Source organism: Frigoribacterium sp. CFBP 8751, from assembly GCF_014841545.1.
Classification (GTDB): domain Bacteria; phylum Actinomycetota; class Actinomycetes; order Actinomycetales; family Microbacteriaceae; genus Frigoribacterium.
The window spans coordinates 272,431-287,097 of sequence record NZ_JACYUB010000003.1 but is presented as its reverse complement, the minus strand read 5'-3'; the positions used below and the strand labels follow the sequence as shown (position 1 = coordinate 287,097).

The 14,667-nt window shown below is 72.0% G+C and carries 12 protein-coding genes; 10 read left to right on the top strand and 2 right to left on the bottom strand.

Features of this window, described 5'->3' with window-relative positions:
• Positions 1-61: 61 nt before the first annotated feature.
• Entirely contained in the window at positions 62-634 is a 573-nt protein-coding gene (locus tag IFT88_RS10570) for a TetR/AcrR family transcriptional regulator (RefSeq protein WP_056226542.1), read from the bottom strand.
• Between the two features lie 80 nt (positions 635-714).
• On the opposite strand from IFT88_RS10570, the gene IFT88_RS10565 reads away from it, so the two are divergent.
• The gene (locus tag IFT88_RS10565) at positions 715-2,172 is read left to right on the top strand and encodes an MFS transporter (protein ID WP_056226540.1); all 1,458 of its coding nucleotides are present in this window, start codon (positions 715-717) and stop codon (positions 2,170-2,172) included.
• On the opposite strand, the gene IFT88_RS17655 is transcribed toward IFT88_RS10565, so the two are convergent.
• Positions 2,173-3,384 (bottom strand): MFS transporter, encoded by a 1,212-nt coding sequence (locus tag IFT88_RS17655; RefSeq protein ID WP_231567079.1) that lies wholly within the window; start codon positions 3,382-3,384, stop codon positions 2,173-2,175.
• Positions 3,385-3,466: 82 nt separating this feature from the next.
• Between IFT88_RS17655 and IFT88_RS10555 the strand changes: the two genes are divergently transcribed.
• The 9 genes from IFT88_RS10555 (at position 3,467) to IFT88_RS10515 (ending at position 14,658) form a co-directional block, all read left to right on the top strand.
• Complete coding sequence (locus IFT88_RS10555; RefSeq protein ID WP_192120472.1) at positions 3,467-4,855, top strand: LLM class flavin-dependent oxidoreductase; 1,389 nt, start codon at positions 3,467-3,469, stop codon at positions 4,853-4,855.
• A 242-nt stretch (positions 4,856-5,097) separates the two neighbouring features.
• Positions 5,098-5,748, top strand: coding sequence for an ABC transporter permease (locus IFT88_RS10550; RefSeq protein ID WP_231567080.1), 651 nt, complete (start codon positions 5,098-5,100; stop codon positions 5,746-5,748).
• On the top strand, positions 5,735-6,997 hold the full coding sequence (locus tag IFT88_RS10545; RefSeq protein ID WP_137846842.1) for an ATP-binding cassette domain-containing protein: 1,263 nt from the start codon (positions 5,735-5,737) through the stop codon (positions 6,995-6,997). The genes IFT88_RS10550 and IFT88_RS10545 overlap by 14 nt, the downstream gene beginning before the upstream one ends.
• 74 nt (positions 6,998-7,071) lie before the next feature.
• Positions 7,072-7,782: an ABC transporter permease gene (locus IFT88_RS10540; RefSeq protein WP_054146196.1), complete on the top strand. Its 711-nt coding sequence runs from the start codon at positions 7,072-7,074 to the stop codon at positions 7,780-7,782.
• The gene (locus IFT88_RS10535; RefSeq protein ID WP_192120470.1) at positions 7,779-8,792 is read left to right on the top strand and encodes a glycine betaine ABC transporter substrate-binding protein; all 1,014 of its coding nucleotides are present in this window, start codon (positions 7,779-7,781) and stop codon (positions 8,790-8,792) included. Before IFT88_RS10540 ends, IFT88_RS10535 begins: the two co-directional genes overlap by 4 nt.
• Positions 8,793-9,489: 697 nt before the next feature.
• Entirely contained in the window at positions 9,490-11,061 is a 1,572-nt protein-coding gene (locus IFT88_RS10530) for a sugar transferase (protein ID WP_082452304.1), read from the top strand.
• A 77-nt stretch (positions 11,062-11,138) separates the two neighbouring features.
• Complete coding sequence (locus IFT88_RS10525) at positions 11,139-12,419, top strand: glycosyltransferase family 4 protein (RefSeq protein WP_137846846.1); 1,281 nt, start codon at positions 11,139-11,141, stop codon at positions 12,417-12,419.
• Positions 12,416-13,213, top strand: a complete 798-nt coding sequence (locus IFT88_RS10520; RefSeq protein WP_082059964.1) for a CDP-alcohol phosphatidyltransferase family protein — start codon at positions 12,416-12,418, stop codon at positions 13,211-13,213. Before IFT88_RS10525 ends, IFT88_RS10520 begins: the two co-directional genes overlap by 4 nt.
• Positions 13,210-14,658 carry a hypothetical protein gene (locus IFT88_RS10515; protein ID WP_192120468.1) on the top strand — a complete coding sequence of 483 codons (1,449 nt, stop codon included), beginning with the start codon at positions 13,210-13,212 and terminating at the stop codon, positions 14,656-14,658. Before IFT88_RS10520 ends, IFT88_RS10515 begins: the two co-directional genes overlap by 4 nt.
• Positions 14,659-14,667: the final 9 nt, after the last annotated feature.

The window sequence follows — 14,667 nt, the reverse complement described above, 5'->3', positions numbered from 1 at the left end:
CCCGGGTGACCGGGGCGCGCCTCCCTCGTCGTCGGTGCGGTCGAGCGGCCCGGCGCCCGGCTCAGGCGGTGGTGAGTCGCCGCACGGCCTCGCGTACGATCTCGCGCTGGAGGGCGGGGTCGAGGACGACACCCGGGTGCGCCTCGCCGAGACCGGGCAGGTTCTGCCAGGCGCAGGCGAGCGACATGACGAGGGCGAAGATGTCGTCGCTGCTCCAGGACACCGTCACGGCGGGGTCGCCGCGAAGACGGTCGAGCTGTGACAGGGCGGCGTCCTGGACCGAGCGCAGGGTGGGCACCGAGGCCTCCCAGTCGTGCTCGCCCTCGAGCCGGGCCCAGGCGAGGAGCCGGTTGTGGTCGGGGTGGGCCTGCATGTGGTCGAAGACGGCCAGGGCGAACTCCTCGACGCTCGCGGCGGGGCGGGACGCGGCGTCCCCCATGGTCTCGAACGTGCCGTTCAGGACGGTCGTGAAGAGCGATCGTTTGTCACCGAAGTTCGCGTAGAGACGCTCTTTGCTGCAGCCTGCCTCGGCGGCGATGCGGTCGACGCGCGCCCCGGCCAACCCGTGTCGCGAGAACTCCGCCGTCGCGGCCTCGAGGATGGCTCGACGGGTCTCAGCGGCATCGGTTCGCATCGGATCACCGTAGCCGACTTACGAACCAACCAACTAGTAGGTAGGGTGGTCCGTCGTCCCCCAGAGAAACAGGTACCGCAGTGACCACCGTCGCCCCCGCCCCCACCGAGACGCGTTCGTCGCGCCGCTGGTGGGTGCTCGTCATCGTCGCCCTCGCGCAACTCGTCGTCGTCCTCGACGGCACCATCGTCAACATCGCCCTGCCCGACGCCCAGGCCGACCTCGGCCTCAGCGACGAGAACCGCCAGTGGGTCGTGACGGCCTACGCGCTCGCCTTCGGCGCGCTGCTGCTGCTCGGTGGTCGGATCGCCGACTTCTGGGGGCGCAAGCGCACCTTCATCGTCGGGATGGTCGGATTCGGCGCCGCCTCGGCGTTCGGGGGACTCGTGCAGACCGGCGGCGAGCTGATCCTCGCCCGTGGCCTGCAGGGCGTCTTCGCCGCCCTGCTCGCCCCCGCGGCCCTCGCCGTGCTCACCACCACCTTCGCGTCGGGACGTGACCGGAACACCGCCTTCGCGGTCTTCGGTGCCATCTCGGGCGCCGGCGCGGCCGTCGGGCTCGTGCTCGGCGGCGTGCTGACCGAGTTCGTCAGCTGGCGCTGGTGCCTGCTCGTCAACGTGCCCATCGTGCTCGTCGCCATCGTCGCCGCCGCCTTCGTCGTGAGCGAGAGCCGGGCCGAGGGTCGCAACCGCCTCGACGTCGTCGGGACGATCGTCGTCGCCGCCGGCCTCGCCAGCCTCGTCTACGGCTTCACCCGGGCCGAGGACGGCTGGGGGTCGGCCGTCGTCATCGGCTTCATCGCCCTGGGGGCCGGCCTGCTCGCCCTGTTCGTCGTCGTCGAGCGACGGAGTGACCATCCGCTGCTGCCGATGCGCGTGCTCGCCGACCGCGTGCGGGGCGGGGCCTTCCTGGTGCAGCTGATCGTCGGCAGCGTCATGATCGGCGCCCTGCTGTACCTGACCTTCCACCTGCAGATCGTCCTCGGCTTCGGTCCGCTCGAGGCGGGGCTCGCCAGCCTGCCGATGACGCTGGTCATCATGGTCTGCGCTCCCCTGCTCACGAAGCTGCTGCCGGTCGTCGGCCCTCGCCCGATGATGATCGTCGGGCCGCTCGTCGCCGGGGCGGGGTTGCTCTGGCTCGCCACGCAGATCACGGCCGACGGCTCGTACGCCGTCCAGGTGCTGCCGGCCCTGCTCGTCATGGGCGTCGGCCTCGCCGGCGTCTTCGTGCCCATGCAGAACCTGGCGCTCAGCCGGGTCGCGCCGCACGACGCCGGTGCCGCCAGCGCGACCTCGAACGCCATGATGCAGATCGGCGGATCGATCGGTCTCGCCGTGTTCACGAACCTCTACGCCGGTGCCGTCGCGTCCTCGACGTCGACGGTGGGCGGGCCGCTCGGTGCTCTGGTCGACGGCTATTCGGTGGCGTTCCTGGCCGCCGCGATCGCCATGCTGCTCGCGGCGCCGATCTCGTTCTTCCTCATCCGCGGCCGCAAGGAGGACCTGCTGCCCACCGAGGCGCCCGTGCACCTCGGCTGATCAGGCCGGGGTGGGCGTGCCGGCGGCGGTCCGGGGCAGGCGGATCGCCGCCCCGGCCGCCACGGCCAGCAGGACGGCCGCGACTCCGAACGCCGCGGGGTACGAGACCGTGTCGACGAGCAGGCCTGCGACGAGCGGTCCGGCGATCGCCCCGACGTCGGAGCACATCGAGAAGATCGCGACCGGACGACCGCCCCGGGCGCCCGCGGCGTCGCCGACGAGCGCTGCCGGCGCGGTGCCCATGAACGCTGTCGCCACGCCGTAGACGCAGAGCAGGGCGCCGAGGGTCCAGACGTCCGACGCGAGCGACACCGCGAACAGGGTCACGGCGGCCACCGCGAACGCACCGATCACGGCCGGTCGACGGCCGACGGTGTCGACGAAGCGCGCGGCCGGTGCCAGCGCGAGGGTCTGGGCCACCGCCGACGCGGCGAAGAGCAGGCCCGTCCACGCCGTCGGACCGCGCAGGACCTCGACCACGAGGACGGGGACGAGGGCGCTGCGCACCCCCAGCGACGACCAGCCCTGCGCGAAGTTGGCCACGCACGCGGTCCGGAACCGCACGTCGCGCAGCACGACCCCGAGGGGCACCGGAGGCGCGGTGACGATCGTCGAGGAGTGCTGCGGTGCCCGGCGCAAGAGCACGACGCCGACCAGGCCGGCCACGGCGAGCGTGCCCGCGTAGAAGAAGAACGGCGCCGTCAACGAGACGGTGGCGAGCAGTCCGCCGAGGGCCGGCCCGGCCATCCCGCCGACGAGGAACCCGCCCTGGTAGAAGCCGACGGCCCGGGCCCGGAGCGACGGATCGGTGGCGCCGAGCAGCAACGTCATCGCCGCGATGCTGAACATGGCCGAGCCGATGCCGCCCGCGCCCCGGAGCAGGAGGAGTTGCGGGTAGGTCTGGGCGAGCCCGGCGAGCCCGCTCGACAGTGCCACGATGCCGATGCCCACCGAGAGCACGACCCGCTCGCCCATCAGGTCGATGAGTCGCCCCACGAACGGACTCGCCACGAGGCGCATGAGGGCGAAGGCCGAGAGGACGGCGCCCACCAGGGCGTGGTCGACGCCGAAGCTGCGGGCGTAGACCGGCAGGACGGGGACGACCACGCCGAAGCCGACCATGACGAAGAAGGCGATCACGCCGAGGACGTAGACGTCGCGGGTGAGACGGGGGCGGTCGACGTCGGCGACGCGGGGGCGGAACGGGAGCACCGACACAGGCTACGGGGCGTGGAGTGTGACGTCGTGTGTCAGCACGGACGACAGCACGAGCCCGGGTCGTGAGGATGGCCTCATGACTCGACGAATCCGGTTCAACGCCTTCGACATGAACTGCGTGGGGCACCAGTCCCCCGGTCTCTGGCGGCACCCCGACGACCGCTCGGCCGACTACACGAAGCTGAGCTACTGGACCTCCCTCGCGCGCCTCCTCGAGGAGGGCGTCTTCGACGGGCTCTTCATCGCCGACGTGCTGGGCACCTACGACGTCTACGGCGGCAACCACGACGCGGCCCTGCGCCACGGCACCCAGACCCCGGTCGGCGACCCGGTGCTGCTCGTCTCGGCCATGGCCGCCGCGACCGAGCACCTCGGCTTCGGCATCACGGCCGGCACGGCCTACGAGCACCCCTACCCGTTCGCCCGGCGCATGTCGACGCTCGACCACCTGACGGAGGGGCGGGTCGGCTGGAACGTCGTCACCGGCTACCTGCCGAGCGCCGCCCGCAACATGGGGGCCGACGACCAGCTCGACCACGACACCCGCTACGACCAGGCGGACGAGTACCTCGAGGTCCTGTACAAGCTGTGGGAGGGGTCGTGGGAGGACGACGCCGTCGTGCGCGATCGCGAGTCGGGCGTCTTCACGGACCCGACGAAGGTCCACGAGATCGGCCACGACGGCACGTACTACAAGGTGCCCGGCATCCACATCGCCGAGCCCAGCCCTCAACGCACGCCCGTGATCTACCAGGCGGGTGCCTCGCCGCGGGGCATCCGCTTCGCCGCCGGCAACGCCGAGTCGATCTTCGTGGCCGCCCCGACCAAGGAACGCCTGGCCGCGACGGTCGGCAAGATCCGGGACGCTCTCGAGGCCGCGGGCCGCGACCGCTACTCGGCGCGCATCTACACGTTGCTGACCATCATCACCGACGCCACCCCCGAGGCGGCCCGGGCCAAGCACGACGAGTACCGGCGCTACGCCTCCCACGAAGGGGCCCTGACGCTGATGTCGGGCTGGATGGGCGTCGACCTGTCGACCTACTCGCTCGACGACCCCGTGGGTGACGTCGAGAGCAACGCCATCCAGTCGGCACTCGCGAACTTCCAGGCGCAGGAGGGCGACGCGGGGAAGGAGTGGACGATCCGCGACATCGCCGAGGCGGCGGGGATCGGCGGCCTCGGACCCCGCATCGTCGGGTCCGGCGAGGAGATCGCCGACCAGTTGCAGGAGTGGGTCGACGAGACCGACGTCGACGGGTTCAACCTCGCCTACGCGATCACTCCCGGCACGTTCGAGGACGTCGTCGAGCACGTCATCCCCGTGCTCCAGGCCCGGGGCGTCTATCCCACCGGGTACGAGCCGGGCACGCTGCGGCAGAAGCTGTTCGGGCGCGGAGACCGGCTGCCGGACGAGCACCACGGGGCGCGGTACAAGGTCTCGACCGGAACCCGCGTCGACTGACGGAGGCCCTGCGGGGCGAGGATCTGAGGATCGTTACAACGGCGTGTCGGCGAAAGTCAACACGCCGTTCCCATCAGGGCTTTCGTCCGTCGGATTTCATAACGGCAGGCGACTCTCGGGCTCCCGGAAGGGTGGTCGGCGACATGACGCGGCGTGGGGGCCGTGGTTAGTGTGGACGTCGGTCGCCTCTCGGGGAAGCGACGATTCGGACTGATGGTCGTTGCTCAGAGGAGATGGTCTGCTTGGCGTGGGATTTCGTGGTGGACCGGTGGAGCCAGATCTGGTTCGCCTCCTGGCAGCACTTCTCCCTCGTGGTGCAGTGCCTCGTCCTTGCCGTGCTCATCTCGGTCGGGCTCGCCGCCCTCGTGCACCGCAGCCCCAAGCTCTACGCCCTGGCGAACGGCGTCTCCGCGGTCGGGCTGACCCTCCCGTCCTTCGCGCTCGTCGGCCTGCTGATCCCCTTCGCGGGCTTCGGCGTCGCGCCGTCGGTCATCGTCGTGACGTTCTTCGCCGCCCTGCCGATCTTGCGGAACGCCGTCGTCGGGCTCCACGAGGTCGACGGCTCCATCATCGAGTCGGCGCGGGGCATCGGCATGGGCAGGTTCCGCACCCTCGCGACCGTCCAGATGCCCCTCGCGTGGCCCATCATCCTCACGGGCATCCGCGTGAGCGCCCAGATGGTCATGGGCATCGCCGCGGTGGCGGCGTACGCGCTGGGGCCCGGCCTCGGCGGCTTCATCTTCTCGGGCCTGTCCCGACTCGGCGGGGCGAACGCGCTCGCCTCCGTGGTCACGGGCGTGGTGGGCGTCGTCCTGCTCGCCCTCGTCCTCGACCTCCTCCTCGTCGGCCTCGGCCGCCTTACCGTCTCGAGAGGCATCCGTGTCCAGAACTGACCCCACCCGCGCCTCCTCGTCCCCCTCGGACGAGGTCTCGGGCCGCAGCATCACCCTCGACCAGGTCACCAAGCGGTACCCCGGCCAGGCGAAGCCGGCGGTCGACGGCATCACCCTCGAGATCCCCGCGGGCAAGATCGTCATGCTCGTCGGGCCCTCCGGCTGTGGCAAGACCACGACCCTGAAGATGATCAACCGGCTGATCGAGCCCTCCGAGGGCCGCATTGTCCTGGGCGACGACGACGTCACCTCCATCGACGGCGACGAACTGCGCCGGCGCATCGGCTACGTGATCCAGGCCGGCGGGCTGTTCCCGCACATGAGCGTCGCGGCGAACATCGCGATCGTGCCGAAGATGCTCGGCTGGTCGAAGGAGCGCATCTCGGCCCGCGTCGACGAGCTGCTCGAACTCGTGTCGCTCGATCCGGCCACGTACCGCGACCGCTACCCGCGCGAGCTCTCGGGTGGTCAGCAGCAGCGGGTCGGCGTCGCGCGGGCACTGGCGGCCGATCCGCCCGTGCTGCTGATGGACGAGCCCTTCGGTGCCGTCGACCCCATCACCCGCCAACGCCTGCAGGACGAGCTGATCAACATCCAGCACGAGCTGCAGAAGACCATCGTCATCGTCACCCACGACTTCGACGAGGCCGTGAAGCTCGGCGACTGGATCGTCATCTTCTCCGAGGGCGCGCACATCGTGCAGTACGACACCCCGGAGCGCATCCTCGCCGAGCCCGCGAACGAGTTCGTCGAGAACTTCATCGGGTCGGGGGCCGGCCTCAAGCAGCTGACGTTGACGCGCGTGCGCGACGTCGACCTCGCCGAGGCCGTCGTCGCCCGCTCGGGCGAGTCCGCCGCCGACGTCCTCGTCCGGGTCGAGGCGGCCGGCCACGGCCACGCGGTCGTCGTCGACGACCGGGAACGACCCGTCTCGTGGCCCTCACGCCGCCAGCTCGGCCGGCTCGGCGTGCTGGGGTCGACACCCGACGCCGACCTGCCCGTCATCGGCAGCGGCGCCACCCTCAACGACGCACTGGACACCATGCTGGTCTCGAGTGCGGGCGCCGCGCTGGTCACGGGCCGACGCGACGCATTCATCGGCGTCATCACGGTCGAGGTCGTGATGGAGGCCATCACCCGGGCGCGCGCATCGGCGGCGGAGGCCCAACACGACGCGCCGGTGGGGACGAACACGGGCTCCTTCGACATCGTGCCGGGGGCCCCCGCGGACGACGAGGACGCGGCGTGACCGCCTCGGCCGCTCCGGCCTCGGTCGACGGGCGCTCGTCCGGTCGGCGTGGGCCCCGCCCGGCGTGGCTCGGACTGCTCGTGCAACCCGTGGCCGTGCTCGCCGTGTTCGCGGCGTTCGTCGTCTGGCTGACCACGGCCGACCTCACGACGGCCGAACGCACCACGCTCAACCCCTCCGACCTGTTGGCCTACACGGGCGAGCACCTCGCCCTCACGTTCGTGTCGGCCGCGATCGTGCTCGTGCTGGCCATCCCGCTCGGGGTGCTGCTGACCCGGCGCCCGTTCGTCCGCATCAGCGGACCCGTGCTCGTCGTCGCGAACTTCGGGCAGGCCGCTCCGGCCATCGGTCTGATCGTGCTGCTCGCGTTCTGGCTCGGCTTCACCTTCTGGGCGGCCGTCGTCGCGCTCGTGCTGTACGCGGTGCTGCCGGTGCTGCGCAACACCATGATCGGGCTGCAGAGCGTCGACGCCCGCCTCGTCGAGGCCGGTCGAGGCATGGGCATGAGCGCGTCCTCGGTCCTGCTCAAGGTCGAGCTGCCGCTGGCCGTCCCCGTGATGCTCTCGGGCATCCGCACGGCCCTCGTGCTGCTCGTCGGGTCGGCGGCCCTCGCCACGTTCATCGGCGCCGGCGGCCTGGGCCTGCTGATCACCACCGGGGTCAACCTCTTCCTGCCCCGGGTGCTCGTTTCCGGGGCCCTGCTCATCGCCCTGCTCGCCCTCATGATCGACTGGCTGGGTCGTGTCGTCGAGTACGTCGCCCGTCCGAAGGGACTCCGCGCATGACCACCTCCCACCTCCCCCGCCGGCTGCGCCGCGCCTCCTCGTGCCTCGCCGTCGTCGCCGCGGCGACGGTCGCGCTGACCGGGTGCGGTCTGCAACCGGCGACGGCCTTCGTGCCCGCGGTGGCGCCCGGCTCGATCCGCGCCATCGAGGGGCTGCCCGACGACGCGGCCATCACCGTGACGGCGAAGAACTTCACCGAGCAACTGATCCTCGGCAAGATCGCGGTGCTGGCCGCCCAGGCCGCGGGCTTCGAGGTGACCGACATGACGAACGTGCCGGGGTCGGTGGCGGTGCGACAGCTGATGCTCGACGGCACGGCCGACATGACCTACGAGTACACCGGCACCGCCTGGCTGACCTACCTCGCCGAGGCGGAGGGCATCCCCGACCAGCAGGAGCAGTACGAGGCCGTTCGCGATGCGGACGCCGACAACGGACTGACCTGGCTCGAGCCCGCGCCCCTTAACAACACCTACGCCATGGCCGTCCGGGCCGAGGCCGTGCCCGAGTTGGGCGACATCACGTCGCTCTCACAGATCGCCGACCTGCCCGTCGACCAGCGCACCTTCTGCGTCGAGGCAGAGTTCAACTCTCGGGCCGACGGCTTCGCCCCCATGCTCGCGGCCTACGGGCTCGAACTCGGGGCCGCGGACGGCGTGCCGACGAGCAACGTCAGCATCCTCGACACGGGCACGGTCTACACCGCGACGGACCGGGGCAGCTGCAACTTCGGCGAGGTCTTTACGACCGACGGTCGGATCGACTCGCTCGACCTCGACGTGCTCGAGGACGACCGCGGGTTCTTCCCCGCCTACAACGCCGCCCCGGTGCTGTCGACGGCCACGCTCGAGGAGTACCCGCAGCTGGCCGAGGTGTACGACGAGATCTCACCCGCCCTCACCGACACCGAGATGCGCCGCCTCAACCTGGCGGTCGACGTCGAGGGCCAGGAGCCGGCCGACGTGGCCTTCGACTGGATGGTCGAGCAAGGATTCGTCACCCGTCCGTGACACGCGGGCGAGGGTGATTGTGACGGGTGATGCGCCCCTCGACCGGTCGGTCGGGGGGCGCTGTCCGTCTGTACCCCACCGGTGTCCTCCGAGAGGGGGACGAGGTCGGATGAACGACACGTGTCGTGATGGTGAACGCCGTCCTCGTTCGCGTGTCGAGCATCCGTTGGTAGGTGTGATCAGGCCTCTGATCAGGTATTTTGCAGAGGGTGACCGGATGCTCGCGTCCTGCCTTCGGAGGGACACGCCGCACCGGCCCGTTTCACGGCTCCTTGTCACCCCCGCACGGGTGACACGATGGGGGTCGGGAGTCACCCGTTCGGGTGTCGGCAACAGGGGGGACACGACCGCCCCCGAACGGGGGGTCTCGATGGGCTCCTGCGTCGGGTGCCCCCCGAACTAGAGTCACAGCATCCTCCTGGTCGACCCGAAATCACCAGGAACCCGAGAAACCCGACCCTCTCCCCGGGAGCTCGTGCTCCCACATCACCGCACCGACCCGAATCGTGCGCCGAGCAGACCCGCTGCCCGGCGCGCCCGTCGCCGCCCCGGCCGCCGTCGCGCACCCTCGTGACGTCCGTGCCGCGGCGCGACGCCTGGGCGGTCGATCGAACCCGAATCTCGATCGACCGCCCGCCACCGCCCCGTCGTCACCACCGACGTGGGCGTGCCGTCGCCTACCCGAACCCGAGACCCGATGTCCAGCACGCAGAGCGAACTCCGCTCAGTCCTGGTCGGACCGTCGTCACCCCGACGGATCGACCCCCCGTTCGACCTGCCCGAGTCGGAGGCTCCCCTCGCCTCCCCCGCCGCGACACACGACGCCGAGTCCGGCGCGGCCTGGGCTCGCCGCTACCGGCGCCGCCTCCGCCTCGTCGACACCGTCGTCCTGACCCTGAGCATCGTCGGTGCCGTCGCGGTGGACGCCGCGAGGGCCATCGCCGCCGGTCGGGGCTCGGACGCGACCACCCTCGTCGAGTCGGTCGGCTCGCCCGTGCTGCCCGTCGTCGTGGGACTGGTCTGGACCCTGTGCCTGACGCTGCACCGCACCCGCGACCTCGCAGTCGTCGGCAGCGGCGTCGTCGAGTACAAGCGCCTCCTCACGGCCAGCGTCTGGGCGTTCGCCGTCGTGGCGATCGGGTTCGCGTCGGTCGGTCACATCGGTGGCGAGGGCTACTTCCTCGTGGCGCTGCCCGTCGGCGGGGCCGGCCTGGTCGTCGGCCGGTGGACGATGCGGCGTTGGCTCGAGCGTCAGCGTGCGAAAGGTCACTACCTCTCGAGGGCGGTCGTCGTGGGGTCTCGCGACGACATCGCGGACGTCGTCCGTCGCATCGACAAGACGAGCGGTGCCGTGTACGACGTCGTCGGGGCCGCCGTCCCGGACGCCGACCCGCGGGGCATCGTCGTCGGAGGTCGCGTCGTCCCCGTGGTGGCCGACCTCGACGGGGTCCCCCGTGCGGTCTGGCGTCTGGGCGCCGAGAGCGTGATCGTCGCCGGCGAACCCGGTCGTGGCCGCGAGTACCTCCGCGACCTCGGATGGTCGCTGGAGGGACGCGCGACGGAGCTCGTCATCGCCTCGCGACTGACGAACGTCGCCGGGCCGCGCATCCACTACCGTCCGGTCGAGGGTCTTCCCCTGATGCACGTCGAGCTGCCGCAGTTCGACGGCCCGCGGCACGCCCTCAAACGTCTGTCCGACCTGGTGCTGGCGTCCGCCGCCCTCGTCGTCCTCGCGCCGGTGTTCGCGGTGGTCGCCCTCGCGGTGCGGCTCGACGGCCCCGGCCCGGTGTTGTTCCGCCAGCGCAGGGTCGGCCGGGACGGGCGCACCTTCGAGATGCTGAAGTTCCGTTCGATGGTCGTCGACGCCGAGAGCCGTCTCGCCGACCTGACGCAGGCCGACGAGGGCGCCGGCCTCCTCTTCAAGATGAAGTCCGACCCCCGGGTCACCCGCGTCGGCGGTGTCCTCCGCCGCTGGTCGCTCGACGAGCTGCCCCAGCTGTGGAACATCGTCCGGGGCGAGATGAGCGTCGTCGGGCCCCGGCCGCCCCTCCCCCGCGAGGTCGAGGGGTACGAGGACCACGTCCACCGACGTCTCTACATCAAGCCCGGTCTCACCGGCATGTGGCAGGTGAACGGGCGCAGCGACCTCAGCTGGGAGGAGAGCGTCCGTCTCGACCTCTACTACGTCGAGAACTGGTCGCTGACGGTCGACTTCGTCATCATGTGGCGCACCGTCCGCGTGCTCTTCGAGCACCGGGGAGCGTATTGAGCCCGTCCAGCAGCATCCGAGACCACCACGGGCCGTTCACGGGCCCGGACCACGCTCACGACGACAGGGGAGACAGCATGTCCGTCGACATCAGGCACTACAGGGACCGCGAGTCCGCACCGGCGGCGACCGCCGCACCGACGGTGACCGCCGCACCGGCCACTCGGGAGGACGCCCGCGCGGGCGTCGACCTGCCCGAACTCCCCCGCCGCCGGAGGGGATCGCGTCGCAGCCGGGTGCTGCTCGTGCACTCGTCCGACGAGATGTACGGCTCGGACCGGATCGTCCTCGAGGTGGTCGGCGAGCTCGCCGCCCGCGACGACCTCGACGTCACGGTCTGGCTGCCCTCCGACGTCGCTGTCGGGCCCCTGGGTCCGAGGCTGCGCGAACTCGGCGCACGCGTCGAGCGGACGCCCCTGCCGATCCTGCGCCGGACCCGGCTCGGGCCGCTCGGACTCGTCCGCCTGGCCCGTGACGCGGCCCGTACGGCGCTCCGCTTGTCCGGACGCCACTTCGACCTCGTCTACTGCGCGACGAGCGCGTGTCTCGTCGTCGCTCCCGTCGCCCGGGCCATGGGCGTCCGCCGCGTCGTGGGACACCTGCAAGAGCCCTGGAGCGCCGGTGACCGTCGTGGCCTCCGTCCTCTGGCCCGCGCCTGCACCTCGCTGGTCGCCGTGTCGCGCTCGGTGCTCGACTCGTCCGGCCTCTCGGACGACTCGCGTGCGGTCGTGGTCCACAACGGCGTCTCGGACCGGTCGATCGCCGCGAGCGACCGCACCGAGGGCCGCGAGCCCCAGTACGTGGTGGCGAGCCGATGGAACGGCCACAAGGGCCACGCGACGCTGCTCACCGCCTGGAACGCGGCGGGCTGCCCCGGTCAGCTCGTCGTCCTGGGCGGCCCCCCGGCCGTCGGCTCCTCGGTCGACGTGCCGGGTCTCGTCGCCGCCATCGTCTCGCGGCCCGAGACGGTCGTCGTCGTGGGAGAGGTCGACGACGCGTCGCCCTACCTGCGCGACGCCGACGCGGTCATCCTGCCGACCGACACCCTCGAGGGGTTCGGACTCGTGACCCTCGAGGCGTTCAGTCAGGGGCGTCCCGTCATCGCCAGCCGCTCCGGTGGTCCGGAGGAGGTCGTCGACGAGGGCCGCACGGGCTGGCTCTTCGACCGTCGCGACGTCGACGGCCTGACGGCGATCCTCGCGTCGATGGACGTCTCCACCCTGGCCGTCGCCGGGCGCCACGCCCGCGAGGCCTACCTGCAGCGGTTCACGCCGGAACGCATGCGCCGCCGCATCGGTGCCGTCGTCACGCGCGAACTGCACACGGCCGACGTCGACTCGCTGGCGGTGGCCTCGTGAGCGACACCACCACGACCTCTGCGTCGACCACGGCCCGACCCGCCGTGCCCCGTGCCGTGCGGCCCGCCCTCGCCGCCCTGGCGTCGGCCCAGAAGCCGTCGACGGGTGCGCCCGCCTACTCGCGCTTCGTCAACCGCCGCCTCGGTCGCTGGGCCGCCGCGGTGGCCTACACGCTGGGTGCGACGCCGAACCAGGTCACCGCTCTGAGCGCGGCGTGCACCTTCGCGGGCATCGCCGTCCTCGCCCTCGCGCCGTCCGGCATCGGCACGGCCGTGGCCGTCGTCCTGCTCCTCGTCGTGGGATACGCGCTCGACTCGGCCGACGGGCAGGTCGCCCGACTCCGTGGTGGCGGCAGCCCCGCGGGCGAGTGGCTCGACCACGTCATCGACGCGACCAAGATCGCGGTGCTGCACCTGGCCGTCTTCGCGTCGTGGTTGCGTGAACCGGACGGTCGCGAGGCCCTGCTGGCCGCACCGCTCGTGTACCAGGTCGTGGCGACGGTCGCGTTCTTCGCCATCGTCCTGACCGATCAGCTCCGCCGGGCGGAGGCGGCCCGGACCGGCGTCGCCGCGCCCGTGGGACGTCGTACAGGGCTGCTCTACTCCCTGGCGGTCGTCCCGACGGACTACGGCCTGATGTGCCTCGCATTCGTCCTGTTGGCCTGGCCGCCCGCGTTCACCGTGGTCTACCTCGCCCTCCTCGTCGCCAACGCCGGCTACCTCGTCCTCGCCTTGCCGAAGTGGTTCCGCGAACTGAAGTCCGTGACGCCCCCGTCGATCGGGTCGAGGCCGTGAGCCGCGAGGGCGCACCTGCCCGACGTGCCCTCGTCGGTGGTCTCGGTCGGGCCCTGTCACGCCATGCCGCGCTCGTCGGCGTGGCGGCCCTCCTGGGGGTGGCCGCCGGCGTCGGCGCGTCGCAAGCAGCTCCGGCAGGTTGGCGCGCCGAGGCGACCCTCCTCGTCCGCGTCGAGTCCCCGGGATCGGGCCTCGCGGCCCGAGGGCAGTTCCCTCAGCAGCGCGTGGCGTCCTACGCCGAGCTGGGTACGAGCCCCGAGGTCCTCGGGCCGGTCGCCGCCGACCTCGGCGTGCCCGTCGACGAACTCGCCGAACGGGTCTCGGTGGTCAACCCGGGCGGCACCGCCGTCCTCCGCGTGCAGACGACGGCCGGGACGCCCGACGAGGCGGCCTCGCTGGCCGATGACGTCGCGGAGAGCCTCACGGCGGTCGTGGACCGCGTGGAGTCCCAGGGCGATCCGGACGGTCGGACCGTCGCGCTCGACCTCACCTCCCCCGCGGCCGTGCCGACGACGCCTGACGAACCGGGCCTCGCGCTGACGATGCTCTCGGGACTCCTGGCCGGTCTGGCCGTGGGCCTCGCGGGCGCGCTCGTCCTCTCCCGTGCCCGGCCGACGGTCGACTCGGTCGACGACGTCCGCCGGATCACGGGGCTCCCGGTCGTGGGACAGCTCCCGGGGGCCCTCCGACACGTCGACGACCCGGTCACCGGGGTCTCGTCCGCCCGGACCCGCACGGCCCTCCGCGAGATCGTCCAGAACACGCGGGCACTGCGCGGCGGCGCACTGCCCGCCACGCTCCTGCTGGCACGGACCGATTCGGTCCGCGAGGCGGTCGGCGTCGACGGCGGTCTCGCGCGCGCCGTCGTCGAGCTCGGCGCCACCTGCGCCCTGGTCCAGTCCGACTTCGACACCCGCACCCTGTCCCGCCCCTCGACGGTGCCCGTCGGCGCCGTGCCCGAGGAGGTCGAGGCCGACCGGCACGGATACGACCGCGTGCCGGTGCCCGACGGGGTCGTGGCGTCGTCCCGTCATCTGGTCCGCTCCGGGACCCACGCGTTCTTCGCCGCCCTCCGGGAGGACTACGACGTGTCCGTCGTGCAGGCTTCGAGCGACTCCCACCCGCTCGCGTTGCGCAGCGTGACCGACGAGGTCGACGGCGTGCTGCTCGTCGTCCGGTCCGGCGTCACGACCGCCGAGTCCCTCCGGAGCCTGAGCGCCGAACTTCTCAGCCTGGACGTCCAGCCCGTGGGCGTCGTGCTGACCGGTGTGCCCCCGTGGCGCCGGGTCCTGGTGCGTGCCACCTGGCTCGACGACGACATCCGCCAGCCGGTCGCGGAACCCGCCCCTTCCTTCAGCATCGCCGACCTCGTCGACCACGCCGGCGGGACCCGTCCGCTCCAGGACCTCCCCCGCCTCCGACGCCGGCCCGGTGCCCTGTCGTGACCACACCCG

What these genes read in the sequence shown, in the direction of transcription:
- IFT88_RS10535 (WP_192120470.1), top strand. Translation starts at nt 7,779, where the DNA reads ATGACCACCTCCCACCTCCCCCGCCGGCTGCGCCGCGCCTCCTCGTGC.
- IFT88_RS10530 (WP_082452304.1), top strand. Translation starts at nt 9,490, where the DNA reads ATGTCCAGCACGCAGAGCGAACTCCGCTCAGTCCTGGTCGGACCGTCG.
- IFT88_RS10525 (WP_137846846.1), top strand. Translation starts at nt 11,139, where the DNA reads ATGTCCGTCGACATCAGGCACTACAGGGACCGCGAGTCCGCACCGGCG.
- IFT88_RS10555 (WP_192120472.1), top strand. Translation starts at nt 3,467, where the DNA reads ATGACTCGACGAATCCGGTTCAACGCCTTCGACATGAACTGCGTGGGG.
- IFT88_RS10570 (WP_056226542.1), bottom strand. Translation starts at nt 634, where the DNA reads ATGCGAACCGATGCCGCTGAGACCCGTCGAGCCATCCTCGAGGCCGCG.